The organism is Pelotomaculum sp. FP, from assembly GCF_004369245.1.
GTDB classification, from domain to species: domain Bacteria; phylum Bacillota; class Desulfotomaculia; order Desulfotomaculales; family Pelotomaculaceae; genus Pelotomaculum_C; species Pelotomaculum_C schinkii.
The window spans coordinates 46,775-63,324 of sequence record NZ_QFGB01000020.1 but is presented as its reverse complement, the minus strand read 5'-3'; the positions used below and the strand labels follow the sequence as shown (position 1 = coordinate 63,324).

Genomic DNA, 16,550 nt, shown 5'->3' with positions numbered 1-16,550 from the left:
AGTCTGCAACTCACCTCACCGTGCTTTGTAGTGTGCCTTTCCCTCAAGGCTATTGTACCCAAAGGATGGTTACTGCACATCCCGGTTTTCATTCCTATTTGTGTCGCCCGCAGTAGGCGGAGAAATGAAGGTTTACATGTTCTTTATTGGCGTGGACATTGGCAAAAACCATCATGAAGCAACTGTTCTAGACAGTGTAGGCAAACCGGTCGGAAATTCCATCCGCTTCAATAATGATGAGGAAGGTTTCCGGCAACTTTGGGAAACAATACCTGCCCAGCCACGCCAATTTGCGATGGAGGGTACTGGCCATTACTGGCTAAACCTTTATACCTTCCTGGTAAGCAAAGAAGAAAAGGTTCTGGTGATCAACCCCATACAAACTGAGGCATTTCGGCGGGGCCAGATCCGAAGGACCAAGACAGATCGCCGTGATTCCTGGGTAATTGCCGAGCTTTTAAGGACCAACGCTGTACATGCGAGTTATGTTCCTGAACAGCGGGTACAACAAATACGTGACTTGACCCGTTTCCGCTTTGGCCTAGTAGATCAAGTGAGTGATTTGAAACGACAGTTACTTGCTGTACTGGATCGGGTGTTTCCCGAGTTTGAAAAACTTTTTTCTGATCCTTTTATCCGCTCAGCTCGGGAGCTTTTAAGAACGGTCCCTCTACCAGAGGAAATCGTCAATTTTGATCTTTCCGAACTGAGTACCTTGTTGGCCGAAGCAAGCCGGGGCCGCTTCAAAGATACTAAAGCCCAAGAAATAAAAAAGGTTGCAGGCTGCTCTGTTGGCACCCGGTTTAGCCAGGACGCTGCACGCTTACAGATTCGTTGCCTGTTGGAACACATTGAGTTTCTAGAGGTCCAGATAGCCGATATTGAAGCTCAACTGGAGGAACTGGTACAAAACCAAGATCAGTATCTTTGCACAATTCCGGGTATCAGTACAACAACAGCAGCCGTCTTGCTGGGCGAAATCGGTGATATTAACCGTTTTGAAAAGGTCGAGCAATTGGCTGCCTATGCAGGCATTGATCCAACCACTGTTCAGTCAGGTGAGTTTACCGGTACTAAGAACCATATGTCTAAGCGTGGCTCACCTTATCTTCGTAGAGCATTATGGTTGGCTGCTACACCGGCCCGTAAAAACGACCCTGGTTTACAAGCCTTTTATGAAAAGAAACTCGCTGAAGGTAAGCACCCCAGCACTGTTACAGGAGCAATTTGTCGCAGGTTACTTAATCGAGTCTTTGTAATTCTCAAAGAGCAAAGGCCTTATGAAAAACTTTAAGTATTACTTGACTTTATATAGTAGGCTACATAATAGCCAGCTTTGGAAATATAAAATTATCAAGCAAAGAGCGGCAGGAGATTAATCACCTCTCCTGCCGTTCTGCTTTTACATGCTGTCAATAAACATAAACTATTTAAGTGCTTTAGCAAAGTATTTTACCGATGATCAGATATAAAATTTTTTATTCTGAAAACCGGCCTGATATAGCTTGCCATGTTTGTAAAACCTGCTGAAGTTTTTAAGCCGCAGCCGGAAAATTATTAATGAGTTGCAACATTATCCTTACAAATTGTTTATTCATCTTGTGTATTCATCGCAACAAAAACCTGCTACCCCCTCGGGTGAAACTGCCAACAGGCCTGACGGTGCGGGCCGGCCGTGGACAAAACACGAACCAGTCCCTCCCTGCCTACCAGTTCCAATACTTCCACGGCATCCAGTTCTCCGGGGACCCTCCTGCTCAGGCCGGCATACCGTGGAATCTGCGCCGCGCACCCGTTCCTGGTCTCGTTCCCGCCTGTTACCAGTACAAAAAATTTGCAGTGGGCACAAGTTTGAGCCACCTTGTCCCGTAGTTCGGGCAGCATCATCTTGTGGCCCTCGTATAGAAAATTTTTGCGGTAGTAGTCGTGGATATTAGCCATCCCCGTCCCTGGTTTCTGAAAGCTAAACAAATCTGATTTATACAGGATAATCCAGATTTATTAACTTTCTCTCCCGCCGACTAACGGGAGGCAGTGTCACAGGATTCAACTGCTGAGCTATGGACTCTCGCCCATATTCCGGTTGGTTCACCTTGCGGTTCACCGCCTGGCCATTAGAAAGACCAGTCCTGCCCGGAAGGGGGTGTTACCCACCACCTAGTTGTTCTAACCTCCGCGCCCGACTTTCACAGCGTGTCTTTGCGACGCATCATCGGAAGTGACTGCTAAGAAACCTTTTTCCTTTCACTTATATTGACTCAGTATTCATACACCGTTACCACCTCCTGTTACTATACTACCATAGAACAGGTGTTCGCATCAACGGTTTTTGTTATTCTTATCTCAATTTATTCAGGTATTCTGTAGCTGTTTCAACCCTCCCGTCCCGTTCCCGGAGCACACCGCCGGGCGCCAGAGAAATAGCCCTGAAGATGCTCTTCTCACCAAACCGGTCCCGGAGCCTGTCGCAGGCCGCATTCAACCGGCGGGCTCGCTCCACCTCCCCGAACAGGTCTAACTGCTCGGCGATGTTCTTAACCAAGCCGGCCAGAGAAACCCCCACCATCCTGACCGGCTTCCAGTCAGGCCAGTGCCGGTGCAGCAGTTCGACCGCCGCCCGGTGGACATCAGCAGCATTGGCGGTGAGATGAGCTACGGTAAGGGCCCGGGATATCCACAAAAACTCCGTATCTTTTAAGCTTAAATTAACCGTCCTGCCGACATATCCCCCCAGGCGCACCCGCCGGCAGACAATGTCGCACAGCTCCAGGATTACTTCTTCAATCTCATGGTATCCCCGGTAGTCCCTGGAAAGTGTGACTTGGCGCCCAATGGACTTCACCTTCTCCAGAGAGTGGGGATCCACCGGGCTGTAGTCGATGCCGTTGGCGGACAGGTGCAGGACATGACCCATCAGACCGAACTTTTTTTGCAGCACCGGCAGCGGGTAGCCGGCAAGTTCACCGATAGTGTGAATATTAAGGTCCCGCAGCCTTTTTTCCAGGCGGCGGCCCACGCCAAAAAGCTCCCGTACCGGCAGGGGCCATATTTTATCCCGTACGCCGGTTAAATCCAGAACCGTAAGACCATCCGGCTTCTGCATGCTCGCCGCCATTTTGGCCAGGAGTTTATTGGGGCCCACCCCAACACTGCACAGGACACCTACATCCTCTTTAATCCTACCTTTAAGCTTACGGGCAATTGCCGAGGAGGTACCGAAGAGATGGCCGCACCCGGAAACATCCATAAAGGCCTCATCGATGGAGAAAGGCTCCACCAAAGGCGTGAAATCATGCATAATCCGTACAATGCGGGTAGAAAAATTGACGTAGTGATTGTACCGGGGTTTGATAAAAACACCTTCCCGGCAAAGGTTCCGGGCTTCTCCCACGGTTATGCCCGTCTGTATGCCGCAGGCCTTCGCTTCGTAGGAGGCTGCTAAAACGATGCCATGGCGCTTGGCCGGATCTCCGGCCACAATAACCGGCCTGCCCTGTAGCGCAGGGTCCAAAGCCTGGTGCACACTGGCGAAAAAAGAATTCATATCAGCAAGCAGGATTGGACAATGCATGTGGCCCCTCCCTAGAACACTTGTTTCCCTTATTATATATCGAACTAATGTTCTAGGTAAAGTGGTATATAAAGGTATCGCCTACCGCAATGAGGTGTTTTAACATAGCTTACGTGGTTGTTTCATTCTGTCCTGAAAATAATATTGCGAGCGACTATTGTAAGAAGCCACTCTTGAACCTAGCTAAACGAGGTGCGAATTCATTCGCACAAAAGTCACATTGGCTGCCACAAGTTCGGCGCTGACGCGCCGGGTGTGATTGAAATGGCGCCTACATCGCAAGTTTTCATGATACGCGGCACCGCGACAGCAGCATATGGAACTGCCCAGAAACGCACAGAGCTAGATTTTCATCAGCGCTGGAGCGACATGGTGGTCTGGGCTTTATTTTGAAAGCCTGCGGAACTCAAGGTACGAGTAAACGAAAGGGACGATTACCGCCAGGGCGAGGGCTACTGCCAGAGCCAGTCCACCAGCCGGGCCGCCCATCAGGGCTCCGACCAGCCCCAGAATACCTGCCGCAACCCAGAGCCGGCCGCCCAATCGGTGTGTTTTCCGCCAGACCACTTCGTTGGCCAGTGTCCAGGGTGTTCTAATACCCACAAAATAGTTGTGCCGGAACTGCCCCATGTAGTTCCCCATCACCAGGAGCAGCAGGGACACTCCTGTCATTACAATCCTGTCAACCGGAGCCTGGAAACCTAAAGCGTTTAAAACAACTACCAGGTGAAGACCTGTCATGAAGATCACCAGTACCGCTTTGATGACCCGGTAAGCCCCGGCAAATTTTTCGTAGTTCTGACGGCTTGGATCGATTAAAGGGAGGAGCAGCATACCCAGATAAATACCCGCAGTTAGCAGGGGGATGCCAAAGGCTCCCCAGCAGCGGGAGGAATAGCCGTCCACCTCACCCCTGTAGTTCCAGTGGCTGGCCACCCGCTCCGGCAGCTGCGGGTATACCACCGCCCCAAGGACTAGAGCCGCTACAATCAACAGCCATAACGGCCATTCCGACAAAAATATTTTAAAGGTATCCGGTAAACGTTTATTATTTCTATTCACTGGCTCCACCTACCTTTCTATTTAACAGATCTGAAAACCAGCCCATTACCTCCTGGAAGACTGTCATATTCAGGGAATAGTAAATAAACTGGCCGTGTCGCTCATCCAGTACCAGTCCAGACTGCTTTAACAGGTTAAGGTGGTGCGATATGCTTGGTTTGGATATGTCGAACTCATCGGCTATTTCGCCGGCGGTCAAATCACGTTCCCTTAAAAGCTTCAATATCTTACGGCGCGTTGGGTCGGCCAAGGCTTTAAAAGTAAGGCCAACCATAAGATATCCCTCCCAGCTAATTTGATATTTAGATAATTATCTAAATATATTATAATTCACCTGCCACCATGAGTCAATATTCCTCTGGCCCTTTCGAAAACAATAAAGGTCTAATCCGTTATCCTGATACCTGCATGAAACGAGCAACGTGAAAGTTTTTTCCCGAACTCTAAAATAGCATTAGAATAGTAGGTAAGATAGCGTTGTATATCGAATTCATATTCATAACGGTCTTTTATTTTGGAGGCATTATTATTGGAGACAAAAAAAAGCCATATTGCTTTGATTCAATGGAAAAGCTTTCGTTTAAAAATATTTTTTGAGGGAATTTTGGTCGGTTTATTCGCTGGTATACTGGTCGTGGCGTTTAGGTACCTCTTGGAAAAAGCCGAATTATTGCGCGAACATATCTATACTGTTTTAGACGTAAACGGCTCTGGGGTCACTTTTTTATGGTTTATTGCGCTAATACTCGTGTCTGTCTGCCTGGGTTTTATTTCCCATATAGTCCCTATGGCCGACGGAAGCGGCATACCACAGGTAAAAGGTATTATCCTGGGTCACTTCAAGATGGGCTGGCTAAAAATAATCATAGGGAAATTTCTTGGCGGAGTTCTTGCTATTGGTTCAGGCATGTCGCTGGGACGTGAGGGTCCCTCCATCCAATTGGGAGCTATGGCGGGTCAAGGCGTCAGCCGCCTTTTAGGCAGGTTAAGAATAGAGGAAAAGTATTTAATTACAAGCGGCGCCAGCGCTGGTTTAGCAGCAGCTTTTAATGCGCCGCTCGCTGGAGTAATCTTTGCGCTTGAAGAATTGCACAAAAACTTTTCCCCGGCTGTCTTGATGTCGGCTATGGCAGCATCGCTAACAGCCGATTTAATAACCCAACAAGTCTTCGGCCAAAAACCTGTCTTTAACTTCCATGATCTCGTTGTGTTACCGCATAATTACTACATTTATGTTGTTGGTCTTGGTTTCATCTGCGGGTTTTTAGGCTTTCTCTTTAACCGGACGCTGACAAAGACAATGGATGGTTACAATAAGATCACCTGGCTGCCAAAAACGTTTATGTCGGCGCCAGCCTTAATACTCGGTGGGATATTGGGTTTTTTCCTGCCTGAAGTTCTGGGGGGAGGAAACAAACTCATCGACTCTGTTGGACAGGCCAACTATGGGATCGCTATTTTATTAATATTTTTTACTGTTAAATTTATATATACCATGATCAGCTACGGTTCCGGCGTACCGGGAGGAATATTCATGCCGATGCTGGTTATCGGATCGCTGGCCGGAGCTATATATGGTAATATGCTCATAGTCTATTTTCATATTGATCAACATTTCTTTAATAATTTTGTTGTTTTGGCCATGGCTGCTTATTTCACCGCCATTGTCAAGGCGCCGGTGACCGGCAGTATTCTAATTACTGAAATGACAGGTTCTTTTGACCATTTATTAGCGCTAATCATCGTTTCGGTAACTGCCTATATGGTTAGTGATATCTTAAAAACCGCGCCAATATATGAAACATTATTGGCGCGGTCACTGGTTAAAAAGAATCACAATATTTACTCCGGTTGGGACAATAAGACCCTGATTGAAGTTGCCGTATGTCTTGGTTCAAAGCTGGAAGGCAAAAGAATAATGGATATCGCCTGGCCACCTCACTGCCTGCTGATAAGTATTAAGCGGGGCGAAGCCGAAATTATCCCCAGGGGAAATACAAAAATCATAGTCGGTGATTATCTATTCGCGCTTGCCAATGAAAATGAATCGGCAGATATAAAAGAAGCATTGTCTCTCATGGCAGGGACCGCTCAAACCATGGAATAGATAACAATACCGTGCCAGGCGGGTGTAATCATTTATTCTCCTTCGGGCAGGCAACGGTAGTCCAGCAACCTGTTTTCCCACGTACGCATCCTTACTTTACCGTCTCCTTGGTTCAGTATATAAGGAGGCATAACAGGAGTTTTTCCGTAACCGTTGGGGGCATTGATAATGTATGTCGGGACGGCCAAACCGGAAGTATAGCCGCGCAGTTTTTCCATAACTGCAATACCCTCGTCCACAGACGTAATAAAATGGCGTGTACCCTTTACCGCTTTAGCTTGAAAAATATAATAGGGCTTGACCCTTATCTTCAAGAGTTCCTGGTTAAGTTTTTTCATAACGTGCGGGTCGTTGTTTATTCCTTTTAAAAGAACCGCCTGATTCCCTAAAACCACACCGGCTTCAACCAGTCTATCGCAGGCCTGCTTGCTCTCCGGTGTAATCTCCCGTGGATGGTTAAACTGAGTATTAATATAAATTGGGGGATGTTTCTTAAGAACCTCACATAACTCCGGTGTGATTCGCTGCGGCAAAGTGACAATGGTCCTGGTGCCCAGACGCTTTATTTCCACATGCTTGATATTATCCAGTTCACCCAGCAGCCAGTCTATCTTTCTGTCGCTTAGAAGCAGCGCGTCGCCGCCTGTGATCAGGACATCGCGAATTTCCTTGTTTTCCCGGATATAGTCCAACGCAGCCATTAGATTCTGATGTGGCTTGTGTTGATCCACCTCGCCGATATTCCTGCGCCTCTGGCAATGGCGGCAATACATGGCGCACTGGTTGGTAACGTTGATAATCAACCGGTCCGGATAGCGCCTGGTGACGCACGGCGCTGGGGAAGTGAATTCCTCGGCCATGGGATCGACATAACCGGTACTGTCCATCTCATCGATAGAAGGTACCGATTGCATGCGGATCGGGTCGTGGTTGCAGTCTCCTTCCATCAGCGAGGCATAGTAAGGTGATATTGCCCATCGATAACGCATCCCCACTCTTCTAATATGAGTGCACTGTTCATCATTAAAGCCAAATAGCCGGGCTAGCGTAAATACATCTTTGATCCGGTTGGCCATCTGCCAGTGCCAGTCATGCCAGTTTTCTTCGCTGGCGTCGAAATAACCGAGCTGCCTTTCCTTGTTAAAATTAATCATTTCCTGCATATCAAAACCGGTCTTTATTTCATCTTTTTTTTCCAGATAATCATTAATTCTCTTTTTTAAATCATCCGCCCGTTTAAGCGCAATAGCCTGTTTTTCTTCGTTCATAAATTCAAATTTCTCAATAGAAGGTATGGACATCACAAGTATCTCCTTTCAAATTTTATTTGTAATGCAAGAAATAAAGTGCAGAAAACCCCCGGAGCATACGTCCGGGGGCTAAAAGAGGTCAAGCAAGTCAAAGGCTGGTTGTAGACCGCCTGTTTCCTCCCTTTCAACGCTTACGAAGTTAGCTGACGGATTCGGGCCGAAAGAGTAGCCCTACGATGTCGACAACACGTTGGAGTCTGGTCGAGCACCGATTCACCCCGTAAATTGGTTCCCCCGCTTCTTTTTATGAAGAATTAAGCGAATTAGGAGCAATATTAAATTCAACATATACTGACAACAGACAACTTATATCATTCAATAAGGTTGTCTGTTGTCAGTATATCATAATAAATTTTCCAGGTCAATCTTATATTGACGTTCTATTAATAATTAACCCCGGTGGTGCAATCAAGGCTGATATAATCACCATGGAACTATAAGAAATAGTTGCTGCTCCCCTAAAAAAATTATATTATTGCAGCTATTCCCCAAACTCCATACATGCCTCCCGGTCATAAGTTCCGAACCGGCATTGATACAATGAAGGAGTCTTAATAACTGTTAGACATCTCTGAATTGTACATACCCTCCTTGTAAAAGCCAGGGGCCATCAGAAATTTGGAAATCTTTTGTTTAGTCAGGTGATTTGCTATATTGACCAAGTAATCTAACTATGATATCATAAAACAACCAACAACTTGATTATATTAATAAAGTTGTCTGTTATTGTGTGTCACGCTAACTATTTTTCCCCATTGCAAGTCAAAGTAAGGTGAAATTCATAAAATTTTAGAATGTAATCGGAATATCCCCTGGTTATTTAAAGCTTATATCAAGTCAAGGCAGAATAGGTTAGCAAAACAAGCTAAAGCCAGTTTGCCAAAGTCCCAGGGATATTCCTGGGTTTTATGTTTTAAGATGCAAGTTTAAGGAGGTGGACAAGAGGACCAGCTTATAGAAAAATTTTTATGGGAGGCGAAATCATTTTATGATACGGAAAACCCTGTTATACGCGATTCTGGTGGCCATGCTGGTATTCGCCGTGGCCGGTTGCGGCGGATCTAAAGAAAGCGAAAATCCATCTACCGGCGAGCAGGTTAAAGAAACATTCAGTTGGTCCTGTTCCGGCCAATACCGCCCGTTTAACTATTATGACGAAGGCAATAACCTGACCGGCTTCGACGTGGAAATCGGCAAAGCCCTGGCTGAAAAAATGGGCCTGGAGCCAACACCTGTTACGGCACCATGGGACAGCCTGATTAACGGACTGCAGGCCAAGCGGTATGACGCCATTCTAGGCAGTATGACCATAACCGAGGATAGAAAGCAACAGGTCGATTTCTCAGACCCGTATTACGTTTCCGGAGGCCAGCTCTTTGTCTATACAGAATCGGGAATTAAAAGCATCGCCGACTTAAAGAACGATACCAAGATTGGCGTGCTCACCACGAGTACTTATGACGAAGAAGCAAGAAAATATTCACAAAATATTATTAACTACTCAAGTGACGAGACTGCTCTGCGTGACCTTGACGCCGGTCGCCTGCAGGCCGTCATCACCGACCGCTTTGTCGGTAAGCTGGCAATAGATGAGACCGGCCTGAAAAACATCGAAATGGTCGGAGACCTCCTGTTCGTGGAGGAAGTCGGTATTGCCTTCCGCCAGGAAGATGACACTTTGAGAGAAAAGGTCAACAATGCCCTTAAGGAAATTAAGCAAGACGGTACTTATCTGGAAATCAGTAAAAAGTATTTTGATCAAGACATCAGTAAATAAAAGGTTAGACAACCTTTTATTCTTATATTGCCAGCATGCTATTCCTACTAGAGGGAGGGGACACGCCCAGGCGGGTTCCCCCGCCCTAGAAAGTTGGGGGGTGTTGACTTGCACTTCTTATCTGATCTGATAACCTACGGACCGTTTTTTTTCAAGGCCATGCAGATTACGGTACTGCTGACAGCCGCTTCAATTACTATAGGTATGGCTATCGGTCTGTTCGTTGCACTCCTCAAAATATCCAAGCGAAAATTATTAAACCGTCTGGCGGATCTCTATATAGGTTTGATTAGGGGTACACCTCTAATTGTACAGCTTTTCTTCGTTTATTTTGGCCTGGCTGAGATTGTGGACTTCGGCCAGTTTTGGTCGGCCTCAATTGCCCTGGCGGTTCACAGCGGCGCTTACATTGCGGAAATATTCCGGGCCGGCATACAGTCCATAGATCGCGGCCAGATGGAAGCGGCTCGCTCACTGGGTATGAGCTATCCGCTCGCCATGCGACGTATCATCCTGCCTCAGGCATTTAAGCGCGTTATCCCACCACTTGGCAATCAGTTTATCATTGGACTCAAAGACTCCTCTCTGGCAGCCTTTATCGCCATGGATGAACTATTTCACCTGGCACAGAGGTTTGCAGCTTCTACCTTCCGTTCAATGGAATTTTATGCCATGGGTGGTCTCTACTACCTGTTTCTGATTACTATTTTCACTTTAGCTGTTAATGCCCTTGAACGGCGTCTTAAAGTAGATGAAATTTAAAGGAGGTGTTTTATTTGATAAAAATTAAAAACCTCAACAAACATTTTGGCTCCCTGCATGTACTACGTGACATTGACCTCAATGTGGGGAAAAGCGATGTGGTTGTTATCATCGGCGCCAGTGGCTCGGGAAAAAGCACTCTATTGCGCTGTATTAATCTCCTTGAGGAACCCAGCAGCGGAGAAATATGGATTGAAGGAAATATAGTGGACCGTCGCAAAAAAAACGGACTTAACATCCTGCGCCGGGATGTAGGCATGGTCTTTCAGCACTTTAACCTGTTTCCCCATTTTACCGTGCTTGGTAATATTACCGAAGCGCCTGTGCAAGTCCGTCAAGTGGATAAACAGCAAGCATATGAGACCGCCATGGCATTGCTGGAAAAAGTAGGCTTGACTGATAAGGCCCATGCCTACCCATCTCAACTGTCAGGCGGCCAGAAACAGCGGGTGGCTATTGCCCGGGCCCTGGCTATGAAACCCAAGGTTATGCTGTTTGACGAACCGACTTCGGCCCTTGACCCCGAACTGGTGGGAGAGGTATTGGCGGTGATGAAGCAGCTTGCCGCCGAGGGCATGACCATGATTGTGGTATCCCATGAAATGGCCTTTGCCAGGGAGGTAGGCGACTGGCTGGTTTACATGGATGAAGGTAAAATTGTGGAGGTCGGGCGCCCGGAACAGGTTTTCGAGGAACCCCGTCACGAACGGACAAAAACTTTCTTAAGCAGGGTTAGAGAGCCCAACCATTTTAGGAAGAGAGAGCCCCGGCTTTTCACTCCCCGGACAGGTAAAGGAGAAAACCGGGAACTGGCCACAGGCGCAGTTTAATGCAGACGGGACAATTCCGGGTATCATCACCACCAGGAATTGTCCCGTCTTTTCACAACCTGGACTTTCAGGCACATTAAGACAAAACAACTGCACGTATTATGGTAAGCTGCCTAAAGAAAGCGTCACTGGCCATAACCTCCTAATTCTTGTCAGTGACACCACAGAGATCTGCTGCTTTCCGAAAAGCACTACCCCACAGTAATGACCTTGCCCGGTTCAATAAGTCGACTGTTGATATCGTACATATTGGAGACCACACCAACGGCCAGTTTCTCCTTCAGCTTGTAATAATTCAGGCAGGTACCGCAGACCAGTATTTCCGTCCCCGCAAGAGCCAGCTTTTGCATTTGTTCCATCACCGGTGAGCCTTCCAAAGCCAGGTACACTCCGGTATTAAGAAGAAGCAGCGCTTTGGCTGACTTTTGTTCAGTGAGCGTAACCATCAGGCTTTTCATCAGGACTTCACCCAAGTCGGGTGAACCCTGGCCAATGGCGTTGCTTGTTATAAAGTACACCGCCCTGCCTTCTTCAACCTCCGCCATGACTTTCTTAGCGGGGTCCGTAGCGGGGACCTCCCCTCCTGTTCCACCGATGGTCAGGTGGTAGGCGCCGTCCTTCTCCTCGACCTCTACGCTGCGTCCGGCATTCCCGGCAAAACGGGAAACATTTTCCCTGGCAGCGTCATTATCGACGATTACAAGAAGGGGCTCCACCCCTACTTCTTCCAATGCCTTTTTGGTGTTAATCACCGGAGCGGGACAGGCCAACCCCCTGCAGTCAAGCACCTTCACGGTCATAGAATCTCTTCCTTTGCTTAATATATTAGATTATATGGAAGAATTCAGGACTTGCAATAAAATACCTTCATTATTTTGATAGAAAATATTTATCATTAGACCGTGTGAAATGTAAATTTATTATGACCTCTGGCTTGCTGTTTTCAAGATAGCTTCCAACTCTGGTGCTGCGAAGATATGCGTGCGGCCGCAAAAGTGACAGCGAACCTCGGCCTGCCCCTGTTCTTGCAAAATTTTTTTGATCTCCTGTTGGCCCATGGCGACAAGAATATCTCCAACTCTTTCATGCGAACACCTGCACTTGAAACTCAAGGGGACTCTTTCCAGGTAACGCACCTTTAGTCCCCCGACAGCTTCAGCAACAATTTCCTCGGGGGTCAAGCCACGGGCAACCAGGGTGCTGACCGGCGTCAGCTGGCTGATGCTTTTTTCCAGCCGGGCCAAGACCTCCTCCTCCGCTCCTGGTAAAAGTTGTACAATCAAACCACCGGAAGCTCTAACACCGCCGTCAGGGGCTACCAGTACCCCGAGCGCCACTGCTGAAGGAGTTTGTTCGGAAACTAAAAGGTACTGGGCAATGTCCTCGCCGATTTCGCCGGAGACAAGCTCCGCACTCCCGGTGAAGGGTTCCTTTAATCCCAGGTCCTTGGTAAGGTATAAAACGCCTTTCCCGACCGCTGCCCCCACCGGCAGCTTCCCGCCGGCTGCATGCTCAAGGTCGGTATGGGGTTCCTGGACATAACCCCTGACTTCACCGGCTGCGTTCGCGGTTACTATAATTGCTCCAAGCGGCCCGTCCCCGAAGATACGCAGGGTAATAAGGTCCTCGCCCTTTAGGTTCGCCCCCAGCAACAGGCCGGCCGTCAACGACCGGCCCAGGGCGGCGCTGGCCACCGGCCAGGTATCATGCCTCTTTCTTGCTTCTTCAACCAGATGAGTGGTAGTCGCGGCAAAAACCCGGAACTTGCCGTCTTCCCCGACTCCCCGTACCAGATAATCCTCCATACCATACTCCTTTATTTTGCCGTTCTACGCTGACTCTTTCGTGTATACTTTCACCATTTTACCATGAACCTACTAACATCATACATAGCTTGCTGATTTTTTGAAAAAATAACAGCAGAATAATGCCAGGGAGGTAACCTTAATGGCAGAAAATCAGGAAATGTCAAATAAGCTTGACGAAAGGTTCCAGCACAGCGCGCCCAGGCGAGATCTTATGGAAAAAGGAGCCATTCTGCAGCGGGACGGCTCCTACGCCATCGCTCCCCATATCCCCGGGGGAGTAATCACCGACCCCGAATTGCTGATTAGAATCGCCAACGTAGCAAAAAAATATAACTGCCCGGCCCTAAAAGTCACGTCTTCCCAGAGAATAGCCATCGTTGGACTAAAAGAGGAAGACATAGATGCAGCCTGGCAGGACCTGGGTATTGCCCCGGGAGCCGCCATCGGGCTTTGCGTCCGCAGCGTCAAGTTCTGCCCCGGGACCACCTTCTGCAAGCGGGGTCAGCAGGACTCGGTAGGTCTCGGCAGCGAGATTGACAACCGCTACCACGGTATGACCCTGCCCTCCAAGTTTAAAATCAGTGTGAGCGGTTGCCCCAACAAATGCATGGACTCCATGGTGATTGATTTTGGGGTGGTGGGTATGCCCAAGGGCTTTACCATTTATGTAGGGGGAAACGGCGGACTCGACCCGCGCTTTGGCCAAAAGCTGATTGAGAGCCAGACCAACCAGCAGGTGCTGGCCTTACTTGACCGCACGATTGATGTATATAAAAAAGAAGCCCGCACCAACGAGCGCCTGGGCCGGTTTATCGACCGAATCGGCTTTGACCGTTTCCGCGAAAAAGTCTTAGAAGAAACGCTGGTCCATTAAAAGCAAAAAACCCGCAGGTTTGACCTGCGGGTCCATTTATACCGGCTTATTCCGCTAGTTCTTGGTCACCAGGACCATGCGCTTGGCGTGGTGAATGACGTAATTGGATACACTGCCCAGGAATAACCTGTCCAGGACGCCCCGGTTATTAGAGCCTATAGCGATCAGATCAGCCTTAATCTCTTCGGCGTACCAAACCAAGGTTTTGCCGGGATTTCCTTCCAAAACCTTGGTAGTCACGGCAAGCCCTTCCTCCTTTACCCTGATGGCAGCCTGTTCCTGTAACTTTTCAAAATACAGACGGGTATTATCGTAAAAGAACTTGGTAATCGAGATATTATCAGGAGGCAGCATATCGGGAGAAGATATATAGAGAGGTATATCCAATACTGATACAATAAAGATTTCCGCTTTGTTATTTCTGGCCATCTCAATTGCAGTTTCAAGAGCTTTTTGTGAAAGTGCACCGTCGTCATAACCGACCAATATCCTTTGAATCATAAGCAATGCCTCCTTTGAGATAGCTGCTGGTTAACTATTATCTAAGCAAAGAAGGAATTCCGCTTATTTAGGGGACATTCCTTCTTTTAAAGTTAAAATATTTTTTGATTTTCGAAGCTTATTAATCGGATATAGTGGTTAGAAGTTAACCCATGCTTTCGATAAGTTGCGGCTTCACAGGCGGCAGAACGGAATCAAGAATCTCATCAACCTGCACATCAAATTGCCACTTGTCTACAAATTGACCTTTTATATTTTTATCAAGAAGTTTTCCCAGAGCAATTTTGAACCATGGCGTATATATTGCCGGGTTTTTTTTAATATCTTCCCTTAAAATATCCTCTGAAATCCACTTGTAATCAGCTACCTCTGTTAAATTGATTTTTGGTGTTCCATCCCATTTCCCCACAAAAATATGATCGTATTCCTCTTCCGTCAGGCCATTATCAAACTGGGCTTTATAAATAAATGCAAAAGATTTCACCATTTCAGTATCAAAGCCCATCTCTTCCTGAAGTCTTCTATGCGCGGCTTTCTCCAAGGATTCACCTGGCCGCGGATGACTACAGCAAGTATTCGCCCACATCCCTGGACAATGATATTTATTCTCAGCACGTTGCTGAATTAACAATTTACCCTTTGAGTTGAAAATAAAGATTGAAAACGCCCGGTGCAGCTTTGGGTTCTTATGAGCATCAATTTTCTCGGCGATTCCAACCGAATTATCATTTTCATCTACTAAGATAACATATTCCTTCACCAGTTCCACCTCCAGATACCCTAGATTATACCTGAATCCGTACTGCTTTGAAATACAAATATCCATATAACATTATATGGGATATTATAAATAAGTATGCAAATAAAGCAATTTATGTCGTATAGTGAATTTCAATTTATTATTTTAGCTTATCTTACTATCAAAAAATGAAAAAATGAAATATTTGTTTTTAATTATTTTAATAGGTTATGCTTATTAATAGTACGGATACAAGCTGCATAATAAAAAAAGCCGTCCACTGCTTGATAACTAAAGAATGAAGACGGTTTTTCATTTAATCGTTTTTTCGCATTATCATATGAAAACTAGTAACTGTCCCAATGTAATTAATTTCATATGAATCCTTTCTCTGCGAAACTAAAATATCTGTCGCCAGCAACAATAATATGATCCGCTACATGCACAGAAATTGCCTCCAGCGCGGCAATTATCCTTTTAGTAATCTGCAAATCGGCATCCGACGGCCGCATGGAGCCACCAGGATGATTGTGGGCCAAGATCACACTGTTCGCCTGATGCCGCAAGACCGTTTCAACAATGATTCTTGGATACACCGGTGTCTCATTGATAGTCCCTTCATGGACCAGCACAGCATAATTGACTCTGTTTTGTGAGTCCAGGCAAATAACATAAAACACCTCGTAAGTGCGGCCCGTAAAAAGCGAAACAGCATATTCACCAGCTTTAGTAGAACTGCTTAATACCGGCTTCTCACCCCATTTACCCTTGAAATATCGCCGGGTCAAGGAGGGAATGATTGAAAGAAGTATTGCCGTATTTTCACTTACTCCGCAACGTTTGCATATATCTTTAGGATCTGCTTCAAATATGTTCGCCAGTGAACCAAACTCACCGATTATTTTATGCGCCAGTTCGTTTGTGTCCTTCATTGGTATACAATAAAACAACAGGAGTTCCAGTACTTGATGGTCTTCGAAAGAGTCCAGTCCTTCCGCCAGATACCGGCATTTCACTCTCTGCCTGTGCCCTTCGTGCAATTTCTTCCTCATAATAATACCTTGTTTTTTCTATCAGATTACATAATCACTATTATTATAAAACATTTCCATATTTTACTTCAACCATATAATTTGGATTCCATTCGGCACATCTCATATTTTTGATTATGGATATAATTTTTGTATGTATCTCATTCTTCGTATCTAT

16 protein-coding genes and 1 riboswitch are annotated in these 16,550 nt (G+C 46.7%); of the genes, 6 read left to right on the top strand and 10 right to left on the bottom strand.

Features of this window, described 5'->3' with window-relative positions:
* Nucleotides 1-124 precede the first annotated feature (124 nt).
* Entirely contained in the window at nt 125-1,294 is a 1,170-nt protein-coding gene (locus tag Psfp_RS09940) for an IS110 family transposase (protein WP_134218388.1), read from the top strand.
* A 332-nt stretch (nt 1,295-1,626) separates the two neighbouring features.
* Here Psfp_RS09940 and Psfp_RS09935 read toward each other — a convergent pair whose 3' ends face one another.
* The 4 genes from Psfp_RS09935 to Psfp_RS09920 form a co-directional block, all read right to left on the bottom strand.
* The gene (locus Psfp_RS09935) at nt 1,627-1,941 is read right to left on the bottom strand and encodes a hypothetical protein (RefSeq protein ID WP_134218387.1); all 315 of its coding nucleotides are present in this window, start codon (nt 1,939-1,941) and stop codon (nt 1,627-1,629) included.
* 397 nt (nt 1,942-2,338) lie between these two features.
* On the bottom strand, nt 2,339-3,571 hold the full coding sequence (dinB, locus tag Psfp_RS09930; protein WP_134218386.1) for a DNA polymerase IV: 1,233 nt from the start codon (nt 3,569-3,571) through the stop codon (nt 2,339-2,341).
* A 384-nt stretch (nt 3,572-3,955) separates the two neighbouring features.
* Complete coding sequence (locus tag Psfp_RS09925) at nt 3,956-4,642, bottom strand: SdpI family protein (RefSeq protein WP_243120572.1); 687 nt, start codon at nt 4,640-4,642, stop codon at nt 3,956-3,958.
* On the bottom strand, nt 4,626-4,907 hold the full coding sequence (locus Psfp_RS09920; protein ID WP_134218385.1) for an autorepressor SdpR family transcription factor: 282 nt from the start codon (nt 4,905-4,907) through the stop codon (nt 4,626-4,628). Before Psfp_RS09920 ends, Psfp_RS09925 begins: the two co-directional genes overlap by 17 nt.
* Nucleotides 4,908-5,162: 255 nt before the next feature.
* Here Psfp_RS09920 and Psfp_RS09915 point away from each other — a divergent pair, with 255 nt between their 5' ends.
* A complete protein-coding gene (locus tag Psfp_RS09915; RefSeq protein WP_134218384.1) occupies nt 5,163-6,740 on the top strand; it encodes a ClC family H(+)/Cl(-) exchange transporter in 1,578 nt (525 codons plus the stop codon).
* 32 nt (nt 6,741-6,772) lie between these two features.
* Here Psfp_RS09915 and eam read toward each other — a convergent pair whose 3' ends face one another.
* Entirely contained in the window at nt 6,773-8,041 is a 1,269-nt protein-coding gene (gene eam / locus Psfp_RS09910; RefSeq protein ID WP_134218383.1) for a glutamate 2,3-aminomutase, read from the bottom strand.
* Between the two features lie 121 nt (nt 8,042-8,162).
* Nucleotides 8,163-8,321, bottom strand: a riboswitch (cyclic di-AMP (ydaO/yuaA leader).
* A 717-nt stretch (nt 8,322-9,038) separates the two neighbouring features.
* Here eam and Psfp_RS09905 point away from each other — a divergent pair.
* The 3 genes from Psfp_RS09905 (at nt 9,039) to Psfp_RS09895 (ending at nt 11,419) form a co-directional block, all read left to right on the top strand.
* Nucleotides 9,039-9,827 (top strand): ABC transporter substrate-binding protein, encoded by a 789-nt coding sequence (locus tag Psfp_RS09905; protein ID WP_134218382.1) that lies wholly within the window; start codon nt 9,039-9,041, stop codon nt 9,825-9,827.
* Nucleotides 9,828-9,935: 108 nt separating this feature from the next.
* Complete coding sequence (locus Psfp_RS09900) at nt 9,936-10,589, top strand: amino acid ABC transporter permease (protein ID WP_134218381.1); 654 nt, start codon at nt 9,936-9,938, stop codon at nt 10,587-10,589.
* A gap of 14 nt (nt 10,590-10,603) precedes the next feature.
* The gene (locus tag Psfp_RS09895) at nt 10,604-11,419 is read left to right on the top strand and encodes an amino acid ABC transporter ATP-binding protein (RefSeq protein WP_134218380.1); all 816 of its coding nucleotides are present in this window, start codon (nt 10,604-10,606) and stop codon (nt 11,417-11,419) included.
* A 191-nt stretch (nt 11,420-11,610) separates the two neighbouring features.
* Here Psfp_RS09895 and yedF read toward each other — a convergent pair whose 3' ends face one another.
* Nucleotides 11,611-12,219: a sulfurtransferase-like selenium metabolism protein YedF gene (yedF, locus tag Psfp_RS09890; protein ID WP_134218379.1), complete on the bottom strand. Its 609-nt coding sequence runs from the start codon at nt 12,217-12,219 to the stop codon at nt 11,611-11,613.
* A gap of 120 nt (nt 12,220-12,339) precedes the next feature.
* Nucleotides 12,340-13,224: an Hsp33 family molecular chaperone HslO gene (gene hslO / locus Psfp_RS09885; RefSeq protein WP_134218378.1), complete on the bottom strand. Its 885-nt coding sequence runs from the start codon at nt 13,222-13,224 to the stop codon at nt 12,340-12,342.
* A 142-nt stretch (nt 13,225-13,366) separates the two neighbouring features.
* Here hslO and Psfp_RS09880 point away from each other — a divergent pair, with 142 nt between their 5' ends.
* A complete protein-coding gene (locus Psfp_RS09880) occupies nt 13,367-14,101 on the top strand; it encodes an NAD(P)/FAD-dependent oxidoreductase (protein ID WP_134218377.1) in 735 nt (244 codons plus the stop codon).
* 54 nt (nt 14,102-14,155) lie between these two features.
* On the opposite strand, the gene Psfp_RS09875 is transcribed toward Psfp_RS09880, so the two are convergent.
* The 3 genes from Psfp_RS09875 to radC form a co-directional block, all read right to left on the bottom strand.
* Nucleotides 14,156-14,602, bottom strand: a complete 447-nt coding sequence (locus Psfp_RS09875; RefSeq protein ID WP_134218376.1) for a universal stress protein — start codon at nt 14,600-14,602, stop codon at nt 14,156-14,158.
* Nucleotides 14,603-14,747: 145 nt separating this feature from the next.
* Nucleotides 14,748-15,362, bottom strand: a complete 615-nt coding sequence (gene idi / locus Psfp_RS09870; protein WP_134218375.1) for an isopentenyl-diphosphate Delta-isomerase — start codon at nt 15,360-15,362, stop codon at nt 14,748-14,750.
* A gap of 353 nt (nt 15,363-15,715) precedes the next feature.
* Nucleotides 15,716-16,393 carry a DNA repair protein RadC gene (gene radC / locus Psfp_RS09865; RefSeq protein WP_134218374.1) on the bottom strand — a complete coding sequence of 226 codons (678 nt, stop codon included), beginning with the start codon at nt 16,391-16,393 and terminating at the stop codon, nt 15,716-15,718.
* Nucleotides 16,394-16,550 lie beyond the last annotated feature (157 nt).

Coding starts and splice junctions, on each gene's coding strand:
- Psfp_RS09880 (WP_134218377.1), top strand. CDS start 13,367: ATGGCAGAAAATCAGGAAATGTCAAATAAGCTTGACGAAAGGTTCCAG.
- eam (WP_134218383.1), bottom strand. CDS start 8,041: ATGTCCATACCTTCTATTGAGAAATTTGAATTTATGAACGAAGAAAAA.
- Psfp_RS09875 (WP_134218376.1), bottom strand. CDS start 14,602: ATGATTCAAAGGATATTGGTCGGTTATGACGACGGTGCACTTTCACAA.
- Psfp_RS09905 (WP_134218382.1), top strand. CDS start 9,039: ATGATACGGAAAACCCTGTTATACGCGATTCTGGTGGCCATGCTGGTA.
- Psfp_RS09940 (WP_134218388.1), top strand. CDS start 125: ATGAAGGTTTACATGTTCTTTATTGGCGTGGACATTGGCAAAAACCAT.
- Psfp_RS09920 (WP_134218385.1), bottom strand. CDS start 4,907: ATGGTTGGCCTTACTTTTAAAGCCTTGGCCGACCCAACGCGCCGTAAG.
- dinB (WP_134218386.1), bottom strand. CDS start 3,571: ATGCATTGTCCAATCCTGCTTGCTGATATGAATTCTTTTTTCGCCAGT.
- yedF (WP_134218379.1), bottom strand. CDS start 12,219: ATGACCGTGAAGGTGCTTGACTGCAGGGGGTTGGCCTGTCCCGCTCCG.
- radC (WP_134218374.1), bottom strand. CDS start 16,393: ATGAGGAAGAAATTGCACGAAGGGCACAGGCAGAGAGTGAAATGCCGG.
- hslO (WP_134218378.1), bottom strand. CDS start 13,224: ATGGAGGATTATCTGGTACGGGGAGTCGGGGAAGACGGCAAGTTCCGG.
- Psfp_RS09935 (WP_134218387.1), bottom strand. CDS start 1,941: ATGGCTAATATCCACGACTACTACCGCAAAAATTTTCTATACGAGGGC.